Source organism: Vibrio sp. 10N.261.55.F4, from assembly GCF_041470465.1.
Taxonomy (GTDB): domain Bacteria; phylum Pseudomonadota; class Gammaproteobacteria; order Enterobacterales; family Vibrionaceae; genus Vibrio; species Vibrio crassostreae_C.
In genome coordinates, this window is the sequence record NZ_JBFRMM010000004.1 from 238,869 (window position 1) to 259,615 (window position 20,747).

Sequence of the window (20,747 nt, forward strand, 5' to 3'; positions counted from 1 at the left end):
TTAATAAAACTATCAGTGTACTTGTAAGAAGCGACCGATGCGTTATGAGAAACTAAGAGGATTAGTCACGAACATAGATAACATGGCCGTCATCCTCTTCGTCATCCCAATCGTCCCAATCGTCGTCATCTTCAGTAACGACATTCTTACCGCTCATCGCATCTTTATGGTAGTCATCCCACATAAAGTCTACTTTTTCTTCTTCTTCAACTTCTACAACTTCACGAGGTAGGTTTTCCATAAACTCACCTAGTTTGAAGCAAAGATCTTTGGTGCCGATTTTATTCACAGCAGAGATCTTGAAGTACTCGCCTTCCCAGCCCAAAGCATCGATGATTTCTTGAATCTTTTCGTCTGCTTCGTCTTCTGGCATTAGGTCAACTTTATTGAACACTAACCAGCGAGGTTTTTGTGAAACTTTTTCACTGTATTGCTCAAGCTCATCGATGATCGTTAGTGCATTCTGAATAGGATCAGATTGATCGATCGGCATAATGTCGATCATATGCAGAAGAACACGACAACGCTCAAGGTGCTTAAGGAATCGGATACCAAGGCCAGCGCCATCAGCTGCGCCTTCGATTAGTCCTGGGATATCGGCAACAACGAAGCTCTTTTCAGGGACAACACTTACCACACCCAAGCTTGGGATCAAAGTAGTGAACGGGTAATCAGCCACTTTTGGTTTCGCAGCAGATACTGAACGAATAAAAGTAGATTTACCTGCGTTTGGTAGGCCAAGCATACCAACGTCAGCTAATAGAAGAAGCTCTAAACGCAGTTCACGAACTTCGCCTTTAGTACCCATTGTCTTTTGACGAGGAGCGCGGTTAACAGACGATTTAAAACGCGTGTTACCAAGACCGTGCCAACCACCTTTACCAACCATTACTTTCTTGCCGTGTTCAGCAACTTCAGCAACGATTTCGTTGGTGTGGATATCAACTGCACGCGTACCAACTGGTACTTTCAGCGTAATGTCTTTACCACGTTTACCAGTACAGTTACCGCCGCGACCATTCTCGCCACGCTCTGCATTGTAAAAACGTTGGAAACGGTAATCGATCAGTGTGTTTAAGTTCTCATCCGCTTGGATGTAAACATCACCGCCGTCACCACCGTCGCCGCCATCAGGACCACCTTTAGCGACGAATTTTTCGCGCCAAAAGCTAACTGTACCATTACCGCCATCACCGGCTTCTATTTTTACTACCGCTTCATCAACGAATTTCATTTTTTAACTCCGCACTTACGTTGCGTTACCACTCATCAAGGAGTGATATAAATTCTAGCAGATCCGTGTTTAGATCGATCACCTAAGATCTAGGCCGACCTGCAACCAAGGAACAAATAAGGAGAGGTTCTTTGCTTCTTATTTCTTAAAAACAAACGGCTTCTTAAAAACTAATCTGTTTATCAAAAAATAAAACGGCTTCTCAAAACCAAAACAAGAGCGTCTGCTTTTTTATTCTTGCTATAAATAAAAAACCCTGCCGAATCGGCAGGGCTTTTGAATTCAGCTTGAAAGCTAATAAAATAATCTAGTTAAAGATTAAATTACTCAGCTTCGATGCTTACAAACTTACGGTTTTTAGGACCTTTAACAGCAAATTTCACTTTACCTTCAGTAAGAGCGAAAAGAGTGTGGTCTTTACCGATGCCAACGTTTGTGCCAGCGTGGAACTTAGTACCACGTTGACGAACGATGATGTTACCTGCAAGAACAGATTCACCACCAAAACGCTTAACACCAAGACGTTTGCTTTCTGAATCGCGGCCGTTATTAGTAGAACCGCCAGCTTTTTTATGTGCCATTGTTAAACTCTCCTAATACTTAAGCGTTAATGCCAGTGATTTTCACTTCAGTGAACCACTGACGGTGACCAGCTTGCTTACGCGAGTGCTTACGACGACGGAACTTAACGATTTTTACTTTATCGCCACGACCGTGTTGTACTACTTCTGCAGTAACCTTGCCACCTTCAACAAGAGGTGCACCAACAGCGATTTCTTCGCCGTTAGCAACAAGAAGAACTTTATCAAATTCAACAGTTGCACCAGTTTCAACGTCTAATTTCTCTAAACGAAGTGTTTGACCTTCGCTTACTCGGTGTTGTTTGCCACCAGATTGGAAAACAGCGTACATATTTTACTCCGCTTTTTCCGCACAGCCTATGGTTGTTAATTGTACAACTCGGGTGTGCGCTAAACTAATCAATAGGGCGCAGATTCTACGGGAATCATGGCGCTATGACAAGCCATATTTTTAAAAAATTGGCGAAAACCTGTTCGCCAAAGAAAAGTGCGGCAATCATGCCCTTTAGCGATGTATTAATCAACGTTTTTTAGTGTATTATTCAACAATTAAATACAACGTATAAGCCTTACAGGGTCTAACTTCAGCCGGATGAACAATGGATTTTAAAGCTATCCAAACGCTTACTGCCAATGATATGGCAAAAGTGAATGAAACAATTCAAGCCCAACTTAATTCTGACGTAAGTTTAATCAACCAGCTTGGTTTTTATATCGTTAGCGGTGGTGGCAAACGCCTACGCCCTTTGCTTGCTCTTTTATCTGCTCGCGCACTTGGTTATCAAGGTGAAGCTCATATCACCTCTGCAGCCTTTATCGAGTTTATTCACACCGCAACCCTGCTTCACGACGATGTTGTCGATGAATCAGACATGAGACGCGGTAAAGCGACGGCCAATGCCGCTTTTGGTAATGCCGCTAGCGTTTTGGTGGGTGACTTTATCTACACACGCTCATTCCAAATGATGACAACGCTAGGATCTTTAAAGATCCTTGAGCTAATGAGTGAAGCGGTAAACGTGATTGCCGAGGGTGAAGTTCAACAATTAATGAACTGCAATAACCCAGACACCACAGAAGAAAGCTACATGCAGGTGATCTACTCTAAGACTGCTCGTTTGTTCGAAGCTGCGACCCAAATCGGTGCGATTCTTACTGAGTCATCACCAGAGATCGAAACAGCAATGCAGAACTATGGTAAATACCTAGGCACCGCTTTCCAACTGATTGACGATGTGATGGATTACACTGCAGATGGTAAAGAGATGGGTAAAAACGTTGGTGACGATCTAGCCGAAGGCAAACCAACACTGCCTCTACTTTACGCAATGCATAATGGCTCTCCTGAACAAGCAAGCATGATTCGTGAAGCGATTGAGAAAGCGAACGGCATGGAACGTCTTGACGATATTATGGCTGTAATGAAAGAGACAGGCTCTTTAGAGTACACAACAAATAAAGCCTACGAAGAGGCCGATAAAGCCATCGCTGAGCTTTCTGTACTTCCTGACTCAGAATATAAGCAAGCGCTAACCACGCTCGCACACTTAGCTGTTAAACGCAGTAAGTAAGCAGGTTAATAGACAACTCGCTTCTAGCTTCTAGCTTCTATATAAATAACAAAAAGAGCCTCAGGGCTCTTTTTTTTGGTTTTCAACAAATATTTGTAGGTGAGCCAAATTCAATATCGACTGGCTTCTAATGATAACGGCAGTTGTGCTTCAATCTCTTCAAGCTCTTCCATTGGCACCGCGTACTGCTCATGCCCGTTGTAAGTCTCTACTAGCGCGTACTGCTCTTGCTCATCAATTACCAATACTTTTCCTAAGTGCCCCAAATATTCGACATTCATACCCTTCTGAACAGTAGCCATAACATTTACCTTCACATTAATTGTAAAGCTAAATACGAGTAGCTTGAACTTCAGGATCAAAAAAGCCGATCATAATGACCGGCCCTTATTAATTAGCTTAAGTCTGAGTTAAATAGCGTTTCGCTTATTTAGCGAATTCAACACCAATCTCGATGTCACCATTTAGCGTTTCAAGCATGCTATCTAAAGCGTTACGTTCGAAGTCACTTAGCTCACCGTAGCTAAGGATCGCTTCAGCGCCCTCTTTACCTAGTTTAACTGGCTGTGCGAAGAATGGAGCGTGCTCGCCTTCACCTTCAACGTATGCACATTCAATCACGTTTTCTTCACCTTGAAGTGCTTTAACTAGTGCAAGACCGAAACGACAAGCCGCTTGACCCATAGACAGTGTCGCACTGCCGCCGCCAGCTTTAGCTTCTACTACTTCAGTACCTGCATTTTGGATGCGAGTCGTTAGCGCTGCAATTTCTTCATCAGTGAACTCAACGCCTTCAACTTGAGAAAGTAGAGGAAGAATCGTTACGCCTGAGTGACCACCGATAACAGGAACACGGATGTCGCCTGGATCTTTGTCTTTTAGTTCAGCAACGAACGTTTCAGAACGAATCACATCAAGAGTCGTAATACCGAATAGACGACGCTTGTCGTAAACGCCCGCTTTCTTCAGTACTTCAGCCGCGATTGGCACTGTTGTGTTTACTGGGTTAGTAATGATACCAACACAAGCAGTCGGACAAGTAACTGCGATTTTCTCTGCAAGAGACTTAACAATGCCAGCGTTCACATTGAAAAGATCCGCACGATCCATACCAGGCTTACGAGCAACACCCGCTGAAATAAGTACAACATCCGCACCTTCTAGTGCTGGTGTTGGATCTTCACCCGCGTAACCTTTGATCGAAACAGGCGTTGGGATATGGCTAAGATCGGCAGCAACACCCGGTGTTACCGGAGCGATGTCGTAAAGTGCAAGATCTGAACCAGCAGGTAGGCGGTTCTTAAGTAGTAGGGCTAGGGCTTGACCGATGCCACCAGCGGCACCAATAACAGCTACTTTCATTGTTATTCTCCTTGAGAGCTTTCTCTTATAGATTCTTTGTAGGGTAATTCTTGAGCTAAATCTAAGTTAAAAAACTATATTAATCACAAAGTGATTACAATCAATTAACGCTAGCTTTGCGACTTCGCGCAAGTCAATAAAACCGTGCTACACAGCAAGTTCGCATTATGGCGATAATCGACTGAAATAACAAAATAAGTCGTCGCAAATAACACATTATTCTATTAAATATTTACAGTGATATGACTAACAAATTACAGGGATGTTTTGGCTAAAATTGAATATGTATGCGAGAATATGCAAACATCTTTGTTAATGAATAAGAATGACATATGCGCAATACAGAAAAGCAAGACAACTTAGTTCGTGCATTTAAAGCCTTACTAAAAGAAGAACGTTTTGGCTCACAAGGCGAAATTGTTGATGCTCTAAAACACGAAGGTTTTGAAAGCATCAACCAGTCTAAAGTCTCGCGTATGTTAACCAAGTTTGGTGCCGTTCGAACTCGTAACGCAAAAATGGAGATGGTTTACTGTCTTCCTGCTGAGCTAGGTGTTCCGACCGTTTCTAGCTCTCTAAGAGAATTAGTACTAGATATTGACCACAACAATGCATTGGTGGTGATACACACAGGTCCTGGTGCGGCGCAGCTGATTGCTCGTTTATTAGACTCACTAGGTAAGTCGGAAGGTATACTGGGCGTAGTCGCAGGTGATGATACTATCTTCATTACCCCAACGTTATCGGTTACCACTAAGCAACTGTTTGATTCAGTGTGTGAACTGTTTGAATACGCAGGATAATTGATCGCTGTTTCATAACTATCAGCCTTATTAATGGATCACGAGTATCTATTTGCTTCGTGATCCAAATCACATCCTAGAATATCCATACCTCCCTTCCAAAATCACACTAAACCATTGATTTTAAAAAACTCAGTAGCAAATCAAACACGAGATCAAGACATCATTTGTTAGATTTTTTAGCTATATCTTTTAACATTTGAGTAATTTTCTGCCAATTTTTGATATTATTCAGCCACTTTTTCATCACATGGATTGAAAAAGGTGCCGTTTCCAAATAGGAAACTCCTGAAGCAACTACACTTGTTTCAGGGTTAATAATGAATAAAGGAAGGGAAATTCATGGCATTTACCAAACTTATTAAAGTTGGTGCTATTGCAGCTGCTGTAATGGGCGCTGGCGCTGTTAACGCTCAAGAGTTCATCACGATTGGTACTGGTTCAGTTACGGGTGTTTACTACCCAACTGGTGGTGCGATTTGTAAGCTAGTGAACAAGGGCCGCAAAGACCACAACATTCGTTGTTCTGTAGAGTCTACTGGTGGTTCAATCTACAACGTTAACACCATCCGTGCTGGTGAACTAGATTTCGGTGTTGTTCAATCGGACTGGCAATACCACGGCTACAACGGTACAAGTAAGTTCAAAGATCAGGGCGAATACAAGAAACTTCGCGCGATGTTCTCTCTACATACAGAACCGTTCAACATCATCGCTCGTACTGATGCTGGCATCAACAATGTGTCTGACCTAGCAGGTAAGCGTGTAAACATTGGTAACCCAGGTTCTGGTGACCGTGCAACGATGGGTGTTGTAATGGACGCTATGGGCTGGACTAACGACAGCTTCAAGCTTGCTTCTGAACTTAAAGGTTCTGAGCGTTCACAAGCACTTTGTGATAACAAGATTGATGCATTCATCTACATGGTTGGTCACCCGAACGGATCAATCAAAGAAGCAACAACGTCTTGTGATGCAAAACTGGTTTCAGCAACAGGTCCACAGATCGACAAGATCGTAGCTGAAAACCCATACTACGCTTACAGCACAGTTCCTGCTGGTATGTACCGTGGTACTGACGCTGACGTAAACAGCTTCGGTGTTGCAGCTACTATGGTAACAACTTCAGACGTTTCTGAAGAAGTTGCATACAACGTTGCTAAGGCAGTATTTGAAAACTTTGACACTTTCAAACGCCTACACCCAGCATTTGCTAACCTGAAAAAAGAAGACATGGTTAAAGCGGGTATCTCTATCCCTCTTCACCCAGGCGCAGCAAAATACTACAAAGAAGTGGGCCTTCTAAAGTAACTCTACTTTAAGCCTACTACACCAATAAGGAGGCTAGCCCTCCTTATTGGCTTTTCACGTTTTATAAAAATAATTTAAGTGAAAAGAACAGCCCTTTAAGTTTCTCCAATTTGGAGGACTTACCTTCGTATCAAGCCTAAGACAAAGACGAACAAAAAACGCATTTCCCTATCCATTCACTACACTAGATAGGAAATAAATAACGTTTGGTTGTTCGTAAGAAAAGGCAGACCATCAATAATAAGGATAAAGTACATGACGCAGACAACATCACCGTCTCCAGATGTGCAAGAAATGGTGGCACAATCAGATACTGGTGCGCGTAGCCCTCGTGGTATCCAAGGCCGTATTTTATGGTTTGTGCCTCTATGTTGGTCACTGTTCCAACTTTGGTATGCATCTCCGCTGCCGTTCATTTTTAACTTCGCAATTTTAAACGACACTGAAGCTCGAGCAATTCACCTTACGTTTGCTATTTTCCTAGCCTTTACCGCTTATCCAGCCATGAAGAATTCGCCTAGGGATCGCATCCCCGCAGTCGATTGGATATTAGCGCTTGTAGGTAGCTTTTCAGCTTCTTATATCTATATTTTCTATACTGAACTCGCTGAGCGATCGGGCGCACCAACAACATTCGATATTGTTGCGGCTGTATTCGGTATGGTTTTACTGCTTGAAGCAACACGACGCGCTTTGGGTCCACCTCTTATGGTTGTGGCAGCAGTATTCCTACTTTATACCTTTGGCGGCCCTCACATGCCGGACGTTATTGCCCACAAAGGTGCGAGCCTGAACAAGGCAATGTCGCATCTGTGGCTAACAACTGAAGGTGTATTCGGTGTGGCACTTGGCGTATCAACGTCATTCGTATTCTTGTTTGTACTGTTTGGTGCAATGCTAGAACGTGCTGGCGCCGGTGCTTACTTTATTAAAGTTGCATTCTCACTGCTTGGTCACATGAAAGGCGGCCCAGCGAAAGCAGCCGTTGTCGCATCAGGTCTGTCTGGTTTGGTATCAGGTTCATCTATCGCGAACGTGGTAACCACGGGTACCTTTACTATCCCGCTAATGAAGCGTGTTGGTTTCCCGGGCACTAAAGCAGGCGCAGTAGAAGTCGCGGCTTCAACCAATGGTCAATTAACACCACCTATCATGGGTGCAGCAGCCTTCTTGATGGTTGAGTATGTGGGCATTTCGTATGTAGAAGTAATCAAAGCCGCGCTACTGCCCGCTCTGATCTCTTACATCGCTCTGATTTACATTGTTCATCTAGAAGCATGTAAAGCAGGTATGACTGGCCTACCTCGTCGCCACACACCAACTATCGTACAAAGCTTACTGTCTTTCACGGGTACCATTTTAGGTCTGTGTGTTATCAGTGCCGCAGTTTACTACGGTGTCGGTTGGACAAAAGATGTCTTTGGCGATGCTGCAACACCAATCGTAACGGTGGCTCTATTAGTCGCTTATGTCGCTCTGGTTCGTGTATCAGCAAAATACGCATCTGAAGGCGGCATGGAAATCGATGCGGATCTCAAAGAAGTTCCGGATCCAGGTCCAACAATTAAGTCTGGCCTGCACTTCCTATTGCCTATCGTGGTGCTTGTTTGGTGTTTAACAGTTGAACGTTTCTCTCCAGGTCTGTCGGCATTCTGGGCGACCGTGTTCATGATCTTCATTCTGATCACTCAGCGTCCGTTAATGACTCTGATGAACAAATCAGACGATCTTGCAGAGCAAACTAAAGCTGGCTTCGTTGATCTCGCAGAGAGCTTGGTTTCAGGCGCACGTAACATGATTGGTATCGGTGTCGCGACAGCGGCTGCAGGTACGGTTGTAGGCGTGGTGACTCTAACGGGTATCGGTCTAGTAATGACGGACTTCGTTGAGTTTATCTCAGGCGGTAGCATCATTCTTATGTTGCTATTCACTGCAGTAATCAGCTTGATCTTAGGTATGGGCTTGCCAACAACGGCGAACTACATCGTTGTATCAACGCTGATGGCTCCGGTAATCGTGACCCTAGGCGCTGCGCACGGCTTGATCATTCCATTGATTGCGGTTCACTTATTCGTGTTCTACTTCGGTATTCTTGCAGATGACACACCTCCGGTAGGTCTAGCAGCCTTTGCGGCCGCCGCGATTGCGAAATCAGACCCAATTCGTACAGGTATTCAAGGTTTCACCTACGATATCCGGACCGCGATCTTGCCGTTCATGTTCATCTTCAATACCCAACTACTGTTGATGGGCATTGATTCTTGGTGGCACTTAGCACTAACGATTTTCTCTTCTGTTACTGCGGTACTTATCTTTGCAGCAGCAACTCAAGGTTGGTGGTTCACCAAGAACAAGTGGTGGGAAACGGTGCTGCTTATTGCATTAACCTTCACTTTCTTCCGCCCTGGCTTCTGGTGGGACATGATTTATCCAGAGAAAGTTCTTTCACCTGGAGTTGAGATCGCTCAAATCACAGAAAACCTATCTGTGGGACAATCACTTGAATTGAGAGTAGGTGGCGAAAACTTAGAAGGTGACTATTCTGAAAAGACAGTTCGCCTGCCGTTTGAAGATTCTGCGACCTCAAGTGAAGATCGCATTGCCTCTATGGGTCTAATGCTGACTGAATCAGAAGGCAAGATGATTGTTGATATGGTTGAGTTCGGTAGCCCAGCAGAAGCGGCTGGTATTGATTTCGATTGGGAAATCAAATCCGTTATCCAAGATGCAGATCGACCAATGAAAGAGTGGGTATTCTTACCAGCTCTGATCATTTTGATTGGTTTAGCGATGAACCAAAGAAGACGTGCTCGTAAGGATGAGATTAGCGCGTAATGGATAAGGCTGAGTAGTGCTTAGCGCTATTTGGCTTTATTACATGGAAAGGATAATTACAGTGCTAAGTGAAAGCTTAGCGCTGATTAAAAAGAGACGAATACATGTATAAACAAATCCTTGTTCCTGTTGATCTTAATGACAAAGGCTTTTCTGATAAGGCAGTCGAACTGGCGGTATGGCACGCAAAACACAGCAATGCTGAAATCCACATTCTGAACGTACTACCAGGCATTCACATGTCGATGGTGGCGTCTTACTTCCCGAAAGATGCAGCGAACCAAATGAAGCTTGATGTTAAAAATCAGCTGAAAGAGTTTGCTGACAAGCACATTGACGATGAAGTGGTGTATAAAGTTCACGTTGCCGAAGGCAAGACTTACACAACGATTCTAGATTACGCAGAAAAGCTTGGCGCCGACCTTATCGTGATGCCTAGCCATAAGCGTTCAAAAATCGACAAAGTGGTACTTGGCTCGGTTGCAAGCAAAGTAGTACAGAACTCACCAATCAATGTATTGGTGGTTAAACCGCAAGGTTAAGTCATTTAATCGACACACAATCTAAAAAGGTTGGCCTACAGGCCAACCTTTTTTGTTTTAATTCATGCTACATAGCTTTAGAGTCAATTCACTATGTTTTGCGGGCGACCCGCAATAAAGCCTTCAATATTATCGATTAAGATATCAGACAGTTTTTGAATCGAGCTGTCGCTGCCCCACGCCACATGTGGAGTGAGTAATAAGTTCGGTAAGTGGCTATTAGCCAATAGTGGATTTGAGTTGTCGGCTGGCTCTTGTGTAAACACATCCATACCTGCGCCTGCAATCTCATGTTTTTTCAAAGCCTCAACTAGGGCTTGTTCATCTACTAGACCTCCGCGCCCGGCATTAATTAATACCGCGCTCGATTTCATCATTGTGAGCTCTCGCTCTGAAATCAGATTTTGGGTCGCATCAGTCAATGGGCAATGTAGACTGATCGCATCCGCTTGCTTCAATACCGTATCAAAAGGTAGATACCCTTCTCGACAAGACTCTGCTCCTTTTCGCTCGGCAAACATCACCTTCATACCAATCGCTTTGGCTAACATTGCGGTGGCTTGACCTAAGCTGCCACTCCCCATCAACCCCAGTGTGCTGCCAGCCACATCTTGAATCGGATGAGTAAAGAAGCAGAACTGCTTGTCCTTTTGCCACTCGCCCGCCTCAATGTCTTTATGATAACCAACAAGGTTTCGTTTAAGTGCAAACAGCATTGCGATGACATGTTCAGGAACCGATTGAATCGCATAGCCTTGCACGTTTGTCACTGCAATGTTTTTAGATTTGCAGTATTCCACATCGACATTATTAACACCGGTCGCTGAAACCGCGATCAACTTGAGTTTTTTCGCACGAGCGAGATTCGACTCATTGAGCACTACCTTGTTAGTGATCACCACATCAGCTTCTTCAACTCGCTCTGATACTTGCTCAGGAGCTGTGAAATCATACTCTACCCATTCATGCTCAAAGCTCAGAGGCTTTAAATGAATTTGAGATGGGATAGTCGCTCTATCGAGAAACACAACATTCAGCGTTGGCATTCTTCTTCCTTGGTTAGATCTATGAATCAGTCCATTCTAAGCTTTTAGCTTACTGTAGTCTGGAAGCTCAAGCGCAATTTCAAAGTGCTGTTCGATTTGTGGGGATGCTTGAAGATAAAACTCACACGGAACAAAGGCTTTGAATAACTGATCATTGGCCGGGTGATAAAAACTGAGTTCACACGCGTGCAGAGCTAACCTCTCGCTATAGATAAATGCATCTGGCGTTGCATAAAACTCATCACCCACAATAGGATTCCCCACCTCCATGCAGTGCACGCGTAACTGATGGGAACGACCCGTAATAGGAAGTAACTTCAACAGTGTGGTTTGAGGCTCTTGTTGTTCGACGATATAACGAGTCTGAGAGGGTTTTCCATCCTCGAAGCACACTTTTTGTCTCGGTCGATTTGGCCAATCACAAATGAGTGGCAGATCAATCAAACCTTCTGCTTTTTCCAATCGGCCCCATACTCGCGCGTAATAGAGTTTGTGTGTCAGTCGATATTGAAACTGCTTCTTCAAATGACGCTCAGCTTGTTTGTGTTTAGCGAGCAGCATCAAGCCTGATGTCGACATATCCAAGCGATGCACCACCTGAATATCTGAAAAATCCACGACTAGGCGACTCCACATACTGTCGTAATGCTCTGGTAACCTCCCAGGAACTGAAAGTAAGCCAGCAGGTTTATTCACCACAAGAATATCGTCATCTTGATACACAATATCAATCCAGGGGTCACGCGGTGGTGCGTAATGTTCTAACGCCATTCTAGCCTCTAGTTACTGTTAAATAATAATTTATGGTCAAGTTGTTTATTAAAAAATACAATTAAAGTCTTTTTTGTACATAAAAGTTGACGACCTTACAAAACATGGTATTGATAGGGGAACGGAAAATAAGAAGTCAGCATCAAAGGAAAAATGATGGAAAGTACGGTTAAAACTACAACAACAAAAGCACAAACCTCTGCTCCCCTATCAACGTTAATTCGGTCTCTTGGCCCAGGTATTATGATGGCAGCAGCTGCTGTGGGAGGTTCACATTTAGTTGCATCCACTAAAGCTGGTGCGATATATGGCTGGCAACTTGCCGCTCTTATTATCCTCGTGAACCTGTTTAAGTACCCGTTCTTTAAAGCCGGCATCCAATATACATTGGGAACGGGTCAAAGCTTGGTGGAAGGTTACTCTAACTTAGGTCGCCCTTACCTTGTGATCTTTTCTATTTTGAGTGCTATTTCAGCCGTTGTGAATACCGCAGCCTTACTGTTATTCAGTGCAAGCTTACTTAGCTACTTTGTTCCTTTTGATTTGGCCACCAGCACATTGTGTATGATCGTTTTAGCGACATGCTTAATCATTCTATTCGCCGGCCATTATCGCGCTCTCGACACGCTATCTAAATCGATCATGGCGATACTGACCATCACAACCTTAGCTGCAGTCGCCATTGCGATTGGCTCTCCCGTTGAACCTGATGCGGCTTTTGTTCCACCGTCGCCTTGGTCATTGGCTGCTATCGGCTTTATCGTGGTAACCATGGGTTGGATGCCAGCTCCTATCGAGATCTCAAGCATCACTTCTATGTGGCTAAAAAGCCAAAAAGAGAAACAAGAAGTGACCGCTCAATCAGCACTGTTCGATTTCAATGTCGGCTACATTGGTACGGCGCTGCTTGCTTTAGTATTCGTTGCTTTAGGTGCGCTAGTCCTTCACGGTTCAGGTGTTGAACTGTCTCGCTCTGGTGTTGGCTTCACTCATCAATTGGTGGGTATCTACGCTTCGACGATTGGTGAATGGTCTCGTCCATTAATCGCTCTGATCGCATTCTTCTGTATCTTTGGCAGCACCATTACCGTTATCGATGGTTATTCACGCGTGCTTGCTGAATCACAACGTCTATTGCTTAAAAAAGAAAGCAGCCCAAAAATGCTACAGGGTTGGATCGTCATCGTCTCTCTCGCAGCACTCTCCATCGTGATGTTCTTCAGTGCTGCTTTAATGCCTATGCTTGATTTCGCGATGGTACTTGCTTTTGCAACTACGCCATTCTTCGCATTGCTTAACTTCATCTTAGTCAGTAAAACAAAGCTTCCAAAAGCGCTCGCGATTGGCACTAAGCTAAAATGGTTGTCTGTCGCAGGTCTTATTTACCTATTTGGTTTCCTAGCCGTATTTGTTTGGTGGAAATGGTTAATGTAATTTCTTTGCCATTGCACGTTTCAACAATCAAAACACCTTTCAAACGCTAGATAAAAAGAAGGCCTTCATCATGAAGGCCTTCTTTTGTTAAAGCATTTACTAATTCAAAACTAGTTGTGAGAAACCACTATCAAACGTAGTGAATCTAATTGAACCTGAGCTTTGCTGATGTAACCTGTCAGTTCATTGATTTGAGCTTCGATAACCTCTAGCTCTTCATCACGAATATTAGGGTTCACGGCTTTAAGCGCTTGTAGACGCTCTAATTCACCGTTCAGGTTAGTCTGCATATCTCGTTGAGCCTGTTCACGCACTTCTTCCACTTTAGGAAGTACGTGCGTCTCACCCGCTTCAATTAGCTTGTGAATCTCACCTTGTACCGAGTTAACTAGCTTGCTCGCTAGGTGACGGTTTACAGGGCTTAATTGACGGTTAAAGCTGTCGAACTCAACCTGAGCTGATAAGTCATTACCACGGCCATCCATCATCAAACGAATTGGCGTCTTAGGCAAGAACTGGCTGATACCGGTGCGTTTCGGCGCTTGCGCATCCACAAGGTAAACCAGCTCAAGCAGGATAGTACCCACTGGCAGCGCTTTGTTTTTCAGTAGTGATACCGCTGATGCACCAACACCTTCACTCAGTAGCAGATCGATACCGCCCTGAATCATTGGGTGTTCCCAGCTAATGAAGTTCATGTCTTCACGAGAAAGCGCAGTATCACGATCAAACGTGATGGTTGCGCCTTCGTATGGTAAGCCTGGGTAGCTTGGCACCATCATGTGCTCAGACGGCGTTACAACCAGAGCATTCTCACCCTTGTCGTCTTGGTTCAAGCCAATCGTATCGAACAGGCTTAGTGCAAACGTTACTAGGTTAGTGTCGCCGTCAGTCGAGGCAATCTTCTCTGCAATTTCATGCGCTTTGTCGCCGCCGTTTGAGTGCATTTCTAATAGGCGATCACGGCCTTTTTCTAGATCTGATTTCAGGCTTTGATTTAGCTTGGCAGACTCTTCAATCACTTCATCAAGTTGCTCAGTGTTACCAGAAGCCAGCATCTCGATAAGAACATCTGAGTACTTATCGTAAACCGTGCGACCCGTTGGACAAGTTTCCGCAAATGCATTCAGACCTTCATCGAACCAACGCGCAAGGATCGCCTGTGATGTGCCTTTTAGGTAAGGAACATGAATGTCGATATCACGCAGCTGACCGATACGGTCCAAACGGCCAATACGTTGCTCAAGCAAGTCTGGGTTGAATGGAAGATCGAACATCACAAGTTGGTTAGCGAACTGGAAGTTACGACCTTCAGAGCCGATTTCACTACAGATAAGAACCTGAGCGCCGCCCTCTTCTTGAGCAAAGTAAGCCGCAGCTTTATCACGCTCTAGAATCGACATGCCTTCGTGGAATACGGTTGCACGCACACCTTCACGCTCACGCAGTGCTTGCTCTAATTGAAGAGCCGTACTTGCACGAGAGGCGATCACTAGGATTTTCTCGCTGCGCTTGTCTTGGATCTTTTCAATCAACCAGTTAACACGTGAGTCGAACTGCCACCAGCTTGAATCTTCACCTTCAAACTCTTGGAAGATCTCTTCTGGATACAGCATCTTCATTGCACGAGCTTCGGGAGCCATTTTGCCACCGATCATGCCAGATACACGCATTGAGGTTGTGTACTGCGTTGGAATCTCCATCGGCAGTAGGTTTACATTACGCTTAGGGAAGCCTTTGATTGCAGCACGTGTGTTTCTGAAAAGAACACGGCCAGTACCATGGCGATCCATAAGGTTATCAATCAATTCTTGGCGAGCTAACGCTTGCTCTTCTTCGCTGCTATCACCTTCGATAACGCGGAATAGAGGCTCAACATCTTGCTCAGAAAGCAGTTCCGTAATCTGGTTCTTCGCGCTGTTTTCAAGCTTCACTCCAGAGAACAGAGCCGTTACTGCATCAGCAACCGGTGCGTATTGGTCTTCTTCTTCAACGAATGCTTCGTAATCGTAGAAGCGATCAGGATCAAGCAGACGCAGACGTGCAAAGTGGCTCTCACGACCAAGCTGTTCAGGCGTTGCTGTTAGTAGTAGCACACCAGACGTATTTTCCGCTAAGCCTTCAACCACTTGGTATTCACGGCTTGGTTTGTCTTGGCTCCACTCAAGGTGGTGCGCTTCATCGACAACCAACAAGTCCCACTCGCCTTCAAGTGCTTGCTCGTAGCGCTTACGGCTCTTACGTAGGAAGTCCAAAGAACACAGAACGTACTGCTGGGTATCAAACGGGTTGTCTGATTCAGCAAACGCTTCAATACAACGCTCTTCATCGAAGATAGAAAAATGCAGGTTGAAACGGCGCATCATCTCTACTAACCATTGGTGTTGTAGGGTTTCAGGAACCACAATCAGAATGCGTTCAGCACGGCCAGACAGCACCTGTTGGTGGATGATCATGCCCGCTTCGATGGTTTTACCTAGGCCCACTTCATCAGCCAGTAAAACGCGCGGAGCGTGACGACGACCCACTTCATGAGCGATGTATAGCTGATGAGGGATCAAGCCAGCACGCATACCACACAAGCCACGCATCGGGCTCTTGTGTTGTTGGTACTGGTTGCTTAGCGCACGGTAACGCAACACAAAGTTATCCATACGGTCGATTTGACCTGCGTATAGCTTATCTTGTGGCTTGTTAAAGCGGATCTGGTTGCTTAAGAAGATTTCACGCAGAGTGACTTCTGTTTCTTGGGTATCTTCGCGAGTACCTAAGTAAGTCAGCAGACCTTTGTCTTCGATAACTTCCTCGACAGACAGAGACCAACCTTCTTGGCATTCGATGACATCGCCTACATTAAACGTTACTCGGGTTACGGGAGCATCAGTACGTGCATAAACACGGTTTTCTTCTGACGCTGCAAACATTAGTGTCACTGTGCGAGCATCCATTGCTACAACGGTACCTAAACCTAAATCGCTCTCCGTATCGCTTATCCAGCGTTGCCCCAAAGCAAATGTCATGAATCGACTACCTCAATCTTATAGTTGGAATTTGGTCTTCTTAACTGCAGTTTTAAACAAGAACATTATCGCTCCTGAACTAAAAATATAGCCAAAAATGTCTAGTTTGCAGCCACTTTTTAAGTGCGCTCTCAATAATAAATATCTCGAGAAAATGGTGCAGAAAAAGGTCGCTAATCTTACTCGATGCTGTGATTTAGGTCACGCCTAAAGGAGATGATTTCATGCTTTTTTTCTGTTTTCGCCAGTGCAATCAAACTGTCAAAAATTCATGGTTAATCTATAGGTAGCAGATTGCTGCTCTCAAACGAATACACCATATTCACTCGTAACGATATGGTGCTGTTCCTCTAGATGAAGTTTAGGTGAGTAGTTGACTATCACCAGAATCAGATACTAATCTTTATATGAGCTTTATCTACGTTCAATGAATGCAAGGCAAGCCGCACGTCGGCAAGGAGATGCTATGGGCGAGACCAACCGGAAGCTATTTGTTTTAGACACCAATATCCTACTTCACGAACCCTTCGCTATATTTTCTTTCCAAGAGCACGATGTCGTTATCCCCATGACAGTGCTAGAAGAACTCGACAGAATCAAAGACAGTAAAAGAGACGTTGCTCGAGATGCGAGAATTGCGATTCGAACGCTCGAAGACCTGTTCAGGGAAGCCACACCAGACCAAATATCGGAAGGCATCCCTTTTTCTAAAGACATAAATGCATCTGGCAGTATTTCAATACTCGCTGACTACGAACTTCAAGAAAGCATCAAAGCCTTTGCCGATGACAAGGCGGGCGATAACCGAATCCTCAACGCTGTCCTCTATCTTCAAAATAAACGCGCACCACGCGAAGTGGTTCTCATCACCAAAGACATCAATATGCGTTTACGAGCAAAAGGCGCCGGTGTACGTTTTGTTGAAGACTATCAAACTGACCAACTGATTGATGATATCCAATACCTCACCAAAGGCTTCCAACAACTGGAAGGCTCATTTTGGGATGGTATCGATAATGTCGAGAGCAGAAGTTTAGGTGGAAAGACACTGCACACCTTAGCTAGAGCGCCTTTTGAACCAACCTTCCTTAACCAATATGTGATTGATGAAGAGAGTGACTTTGCAGCAAGAGTTGAAGAGATTGATACCGAAACCATCACACTCAGGGACTTAAGCCGTGAACGCTTAATGAACAGAAGAGCATGGGACATCACACCAAAGAACGTCTATCAAGGCATGGCGATTGATGCGCTGCTCGACCCTGATATTGATCTTGTGATTCTCACTGGCGCCGCAGGTAGTGGTAAGACACTGCTTGCTATGGCTGCTGCACTTGAACAAACCATTGAACGTAAGCAATTCGATAAGATCATCGTAACCCGCAACACCCCTGATATTGGTGAATCGATAGGTTTCCTTCCGGGTACAGAGGAAGAGAAAATGTTGCCTTGGTTAGCCGCAGTGACCGATACACTGGAAGCGCTGCACAAGAACGACCACTGCACAGAAGGCTCGATGAAGTACATCTGTGACAAAGCCAATATCCAGTTCAAATCAATCAACTTCATGCGTGGCCGCTCGATTCAAAATGCCTTTGTGCTTTTGGATGAGTGTCAGAACCTCACCGCTTCACAGATAAAAACCATCATCACCCGTTGTGGTGAAGGTACTAAGATCGTCTGCTCAGGTAACTTAGCGCAGATAGATTCTTCTTACCTAACCCCTGTGACTTCAGGCTTAACCTACATGGTTGAGCGTTTTAAAAACTTCGAAGGCAGTGCCAACATCCACCTCAATGGTGTGGTGCGTAGCCGACTAGCTGAGTTTGCGGAAGAGAACATGTAGTGACTCTATACGCTCACTGAATCAGCAATCTAAAAACAAAAAGCGCCTCACATTGGAGGCGCTTTTCAATTTAATATTTTGAAGTAAGTCGGCAGAGGTTAGTCTGAATTACTCAGTACCACCAACGGTTAGCGAGTCTAGTTTCAATGTTGGTTGACCAACACCCACTGGCACACTTTGACCAGCCTTACCACACACACCCACACCACGGTCGATGCTTAGGTCGTTACCCACCATAGACACCTGCTGCATCGCTTCGATACCAGAACCGATTAGCGTCGCGCCTTTCACTGGGTGAGTGATCTTACCGTTTTCAATCATGTACGCTTCAGAAGCCGAGAATACAAACTTACCAGAAGTAATATCAACCTGACCGCCGCCGAAGTTCGGGGCGTAGATACCCTTCTCAACCGTCGCGATGATCTCTTCCGGTGTGTGTTTGCCCGGTAGCATGTATGTATTCGTCATACGTGGCATTGGAAGATGCGCGTATGACTCACGACGACCATTACCTGTCGGTGCTACACCCATTAGACGAGCGTTCAGCTTATCTTGCATGTAACCTTTTAGGATGCCGTTTTCAATTAACGTATTGTACTGACCGTTAACACCTTCATCATCGACGTTCAATGAACCGCGTAGATCCGTTAATGTACCGTCATCGACAATCGTACATAGGCTTGAAGTTACTTGCTCACCAACTTTGCCGGAGAATACTGACGACTCTTTACGGTTGAAGTCGCCTTCTAAACCGTGGCCTACCGCTTCATGCAGCAGAACGCCCGGCCAACCAGAACCAAGAACCACAGGCATGGCACCAGCAGGCGCAGCCACTGCTTCAAGGTTAACTAATGCTTGGCGAATCGCTTCATCCGCAAATTGGTAAGCAACTTGAGTGCCTTTGTCATCACTTAAGAAGAAGTCGTAACCAAAACGGCCACCACCACCAGCGCTACCACGCTCACGACGATCACCCTTCTGTGCAAGTACGCTAATAGACAAGCGAACCAGCGGACGAATATCACCAGCGTAAGTGCCATCAGTCGCGGCAACCAGCATCTGCTCATGCACACCACTTAAACTCACCGATACTTCAGTCACCATCGGCTCTTTAGTGCGAATGTAAGCATCTAATGATTTTAGTAATTCTGTTTTCTGCTGTTTTTCCCAACTCGCAAGCGGGTTAACTGCATCATAGTAAGCTTGATTAGAGTTGCGTTTGAACGCTTGAACCTTGCCGTTTTGACCTTGTTTAGCAATACCACGAGCCGCAATTGCGCTCTGCTTAAGACCATCCAATTGGATTTGGTCAGAGTAAGCAAAACCAGTCTTTTCACCAGATACTGCACGAACGCCAACACCGCAATCGATATTGAAAGAGCCGTCTTTAATAATGCTGTCTTCTAGCACTAAAGATTCGTGCCAGCTTGACTGAAAGTAGATATCAGCATAATCAATTTGGCGGGTAGCAATACTCGCCAATGTATCTGCGATATTTTGCTCCGTAAGCCCTGTCGGGTTCAGTAGCGCTTCTTCAATTTGATTAATGCTCATAGATGGCTCTTGTTTGTAATTAAAATTGATTGGTAAATCGAGAGTGTTGCGCGATGGGCATATTTTGCCTAATGGACTCGCAACTGGATGTGTCTATCTCAACCACCATACTTTTAGGATCTTGGTCTAACTGTGCGACCACTCGTCCCCATGGATCAACCACCATTGAGTGTCCCCATGTTTCTCTTTGGCAAGGGTGTTTTCCGCCTTGACCTACCGCGACAATCCACGACTGTGTTTCAACCGCGCGGCATCTTAATAGTACTTCCCAGTGCGCTTGACCCGTTACCGCTGTAAAAGCCGCAGGCACCACAATGATTTGTGCCCCTTGCTTACGTAACTCTGAATACAAGTGTGGAAAGCGCACATCATAACAAATACTCAAACCTAAGCGACCAAAAGGCGTTTCCGCTGTCACAACTTGGTTGCCCGGAGTGAAAATATCCGACTCTCGATAGCACTTATGGGCGTCAGCGACATCCACATCAAACATGTGTAGCTTGTCGTAATGAGCAACGAGGCAACCAAAATCATCAATCACCAAGGTGGTGGTCGTCACTCCGTTAGTTGTGCTTATCGGCATACTGCCAATGACGATCCAAATTCTGTGAAGCTTTGCTAGCTCAGAGATTTTCTTTTGCAGTGGGCCATCATTAAAAGGCTCAGCACACTGGTGATAGTCGGCTTTACTGCCAAAAACTAACGCGTTTTCAGGGCAAACAACCCACTTAGCCCCCAACTCTTTGCACTTTGCAACTTCTTGAGCAAGGTACTCAAAGTTCAATTCAGGGCTGGGGCCAGATGTCATTTGAATCAACCCAACACAATCCATGTGTA

The 20,747-nt window shown here is 44.9% G+C and carries 17 protein-coding genes; 7 read left to right on the forward strand and 10 right to left on the reverse strand.

The features are described from left to right. Positions 1–61: 61 nt before the first annotated feature. The 3 genes from cgtA to rplU all read right to left on the reverse strand — a co-directional run bounded on the left by cgtA (position 62) and on the right by rplU (position 2,146). Entirely contained in the window at positions 62–1,234 is a 1,173-nt protein-coding gene (gene cgtA, locus AB4249_RS04655; protein WP_017061377.1) for an Obg family GTPase CgtA, read from the reverse strand. Positions 1,235–1,557: 323 nt separating this feature from the next. Continuing rightward, entirely contained in the window at positions 1,558–1,815 is a 258-nt protein-coding gene (gene rpmA / locus AB4249_RS04660; RefSeq protein ID WP_004735905.1) for a 50S ribosomal protein L27, read from the reverse strand. A 19-nt stretch (positions 1,816–1,834) separates the two neighbouring features. Continuing rightward, positions 1,835–2,146, reverse strand: a complete 312-nt coding sequence (rplU, locus tag AB4249_RS04665; protein WP_004740823.1) for a 50S ribosomal protein L21 — start codon at positions 2,144–2,146, stop codon at positions 1,835–1,837. Between the two features lie 268 nt (positions 2,147–2,414). Between rplU and ispB the strand changes: the two genes are divergently transcribed. Then, positions 2,415–3,386 carry an octaprenyl diphosphate synthase gene (gene ispB, locus AB4249_RS04670; protein WP_017061376.1) on the forward strand — a complete coding sequence of 324 codons (972 nt, stop codon included), beginning with the start codon at positions 2,415–2,417 and terminating at the stop codon, positions 3,384–3,386. Positions 3,387–3,496: 110 nt separating this feature from the next. On the opposite strand, the gene AB4249_RS04675 is transcribed toward ispB, so the two are convergent. Together AB4249_RS04675 and mdh are read right to left on the reverse strand one after the other, a co-directional pair. Continuing rightward, the gene (locus tag AB4249_RS04675) at positions 3,497–3,688 is read right to left on the reverse strand and encodes a hypothetical protein (protein WP_017061375.1); all 192 of its coding nucleotides are present in this window, start codon (positions 3,686–3,688) and stop codon (positions 3,497–3,499) included. Positions 3,689–3,812: 124 nt separating this feature from the next. Further along, positions 3,813–4,748: a malate dehydrogenase gene (gene mdh, locus AB4249_RS04680; protein WP_009847834.1), complete on the reverse strand. Its 936-nt coding sequence runs from the start codon at positions 4,746–4,748 to the stop codon at positions 3,813–3,815. A gap of 332 nt (positions 4,749–5,080) precedes the next feature. Here mdh and argR point away from each other — a divergent pair, with 332 nt between their 5' ends. From argR to AB4249_RS04700, 4 genes are all read left to right on the forward strand, one after another. After that, entirely contained in the window at positions 5,081–5,551 is a 471-nt protein-coding gene (gene argR / locus AB4249_RS04685) for a transcriptional regulator ArgR (protein ID WP_004740827.1), read from the forward strand. Positions 5,552–5,893: 342 nt separating this feature from the next. Then, positions 5,894–6,862, forward strand: a complete 969-nt coding sequence (locus AB4249_RS04690) for a TAXI family TRAP transporter solute-binding subunit (RefSeq protein ID WP_017061374.1) — start codon at positions 5,894–5,896, stop codon at positions 6,860–6,862. A 255-nt stretch (positions 6,863–7,117) separates the two neighbouring features. Next, the gene (locus AB4249_RS04695) at positions 7,118–9,697 is read left to right on the forward strand and encodes a TRAP transporter permease (RefSeq protein WP_372102393.1); all 2,580 of its coding nucleotides are present in this window, start codon (positions 7,118–7,120) and stop codon (positions 9,695–9,697) included. Positions 9,698–9,801: 104 nt separating this feature from the next. Beyond that, a complete protein-coding gene (locus tag AB4249_RS04700) occupies positions 9,802–10,239 on the forward strand; it encodes a universal stress protein (protein WP_017061372.1) in 438 nt (145 codons plus the stop codon). Positions 10,240–10,322: 83 nt separating this feature from the next. On the opposite strand, the gene AB4249_RS04705 is transcribed toward AB4249_RS04700, so the two are convergent. Continuing rightward, positions 10,323–11,285 carry a D-2-hydroxyacid dehydrogenase gene (locus tag AB4249_RS04705; protein WP_372102395.1) on the reverse strand — a complete coding sequence of 321 codons (963 nt, stop codon included), beginning with the start codon at positions 11,283–11,285 and terminating at the stop codon, positions 10,323–10,325. A gap of 36 nt (positions 11,286–11,321) precedes the next feature. Next, complete coding sequence (locus tag AB4249_RS04710) at positions 11,322–12,056, reverse strand: pseudouridine synthase (protein WP_372102397.1); 735 nt, start codon at positions 12,054–12,056, stop codon at positions 11,322–11,324. Between the two features lie 156 nt (positions 12,057–12,212). On the opposite strand from AB4249_RS04710, the gene AB4249_RS04715 reads away from it, so the two are divergent. Continuing rightward, positions 12,213–13,490, forward strand: coding sequence for an NRAMP family divalent metal transporter (locus AB4249_RS04715; protein ID WP_010434396.1), 1,278 nt, complete (start codon positions 12,213–12,215; stop codon positions 13,488–13,490). 110 nt (positions 13,491–13,600) lie between these two features. Here the strand turns inward: AB4249_RS04715 and rapA are convergent, their stop codons facing one another. Further along, entirely contained in the window at positions 13,601–16,510 is a 2,910-nt protein-coding gene (gene rapA, locus AB4249_RS04720) for an RNA polymerase-associated protein RapA (protein WP_372102399.1), read from the reverse strand. A 466-nt stretch (positions 16,511–16,976) separates the two neighbouring features. Here rapA and AB4249_RS04725 point away from each other — a divergent pair, with 466 nt between their 5' ends. Continuing rightward, positions 16,977–18,356 (forward strand): PhoH family protein, encoded by a 1,380-nt coding sequence (locus tag AB4249_RS04725; RefSeq protein ID WP_017061367.1) that lies wholly within the window; start codon positions 16,977–16,979, stop codon positions 18,354–18,356. Positions 18,357–18,464: 108 nt separating this feature from the next. On the opposite strand, the gene tldD is transcribed toward AB4249_RS04725, so the two are convergent. Both tldD and AB4249_RS04735 read right to left on the reverse strand, forming a co-directional pair. After that, positions 18,465–19,910 (reverse strand): metalloprotease TldD, encoded by a 1,446-nt coding sequence (gene tldD, locus AB4249_RS04730; protein ID WP_372102400.1) that lies wholly within the window; start codon positions 19,908–19,910, stop codon positions 18,465–18,467. Positions 19,911–19,929: 19 nt separating this feature from the next. Continuing rightward, on the reverse strand, positions 19,930–20,742 hold the full coding sequence (locus AB4249_RS04735; protein ID WP_017061365.1) for a carbon-nitrogen hydrolase family protein: 813 nt from the start codon (positions 20,740–20,742) through the stop codon (positions 19,930–19,932). Between the last annotated feature and the right edge of the window lie 5 nt (positions 20,743–20,747).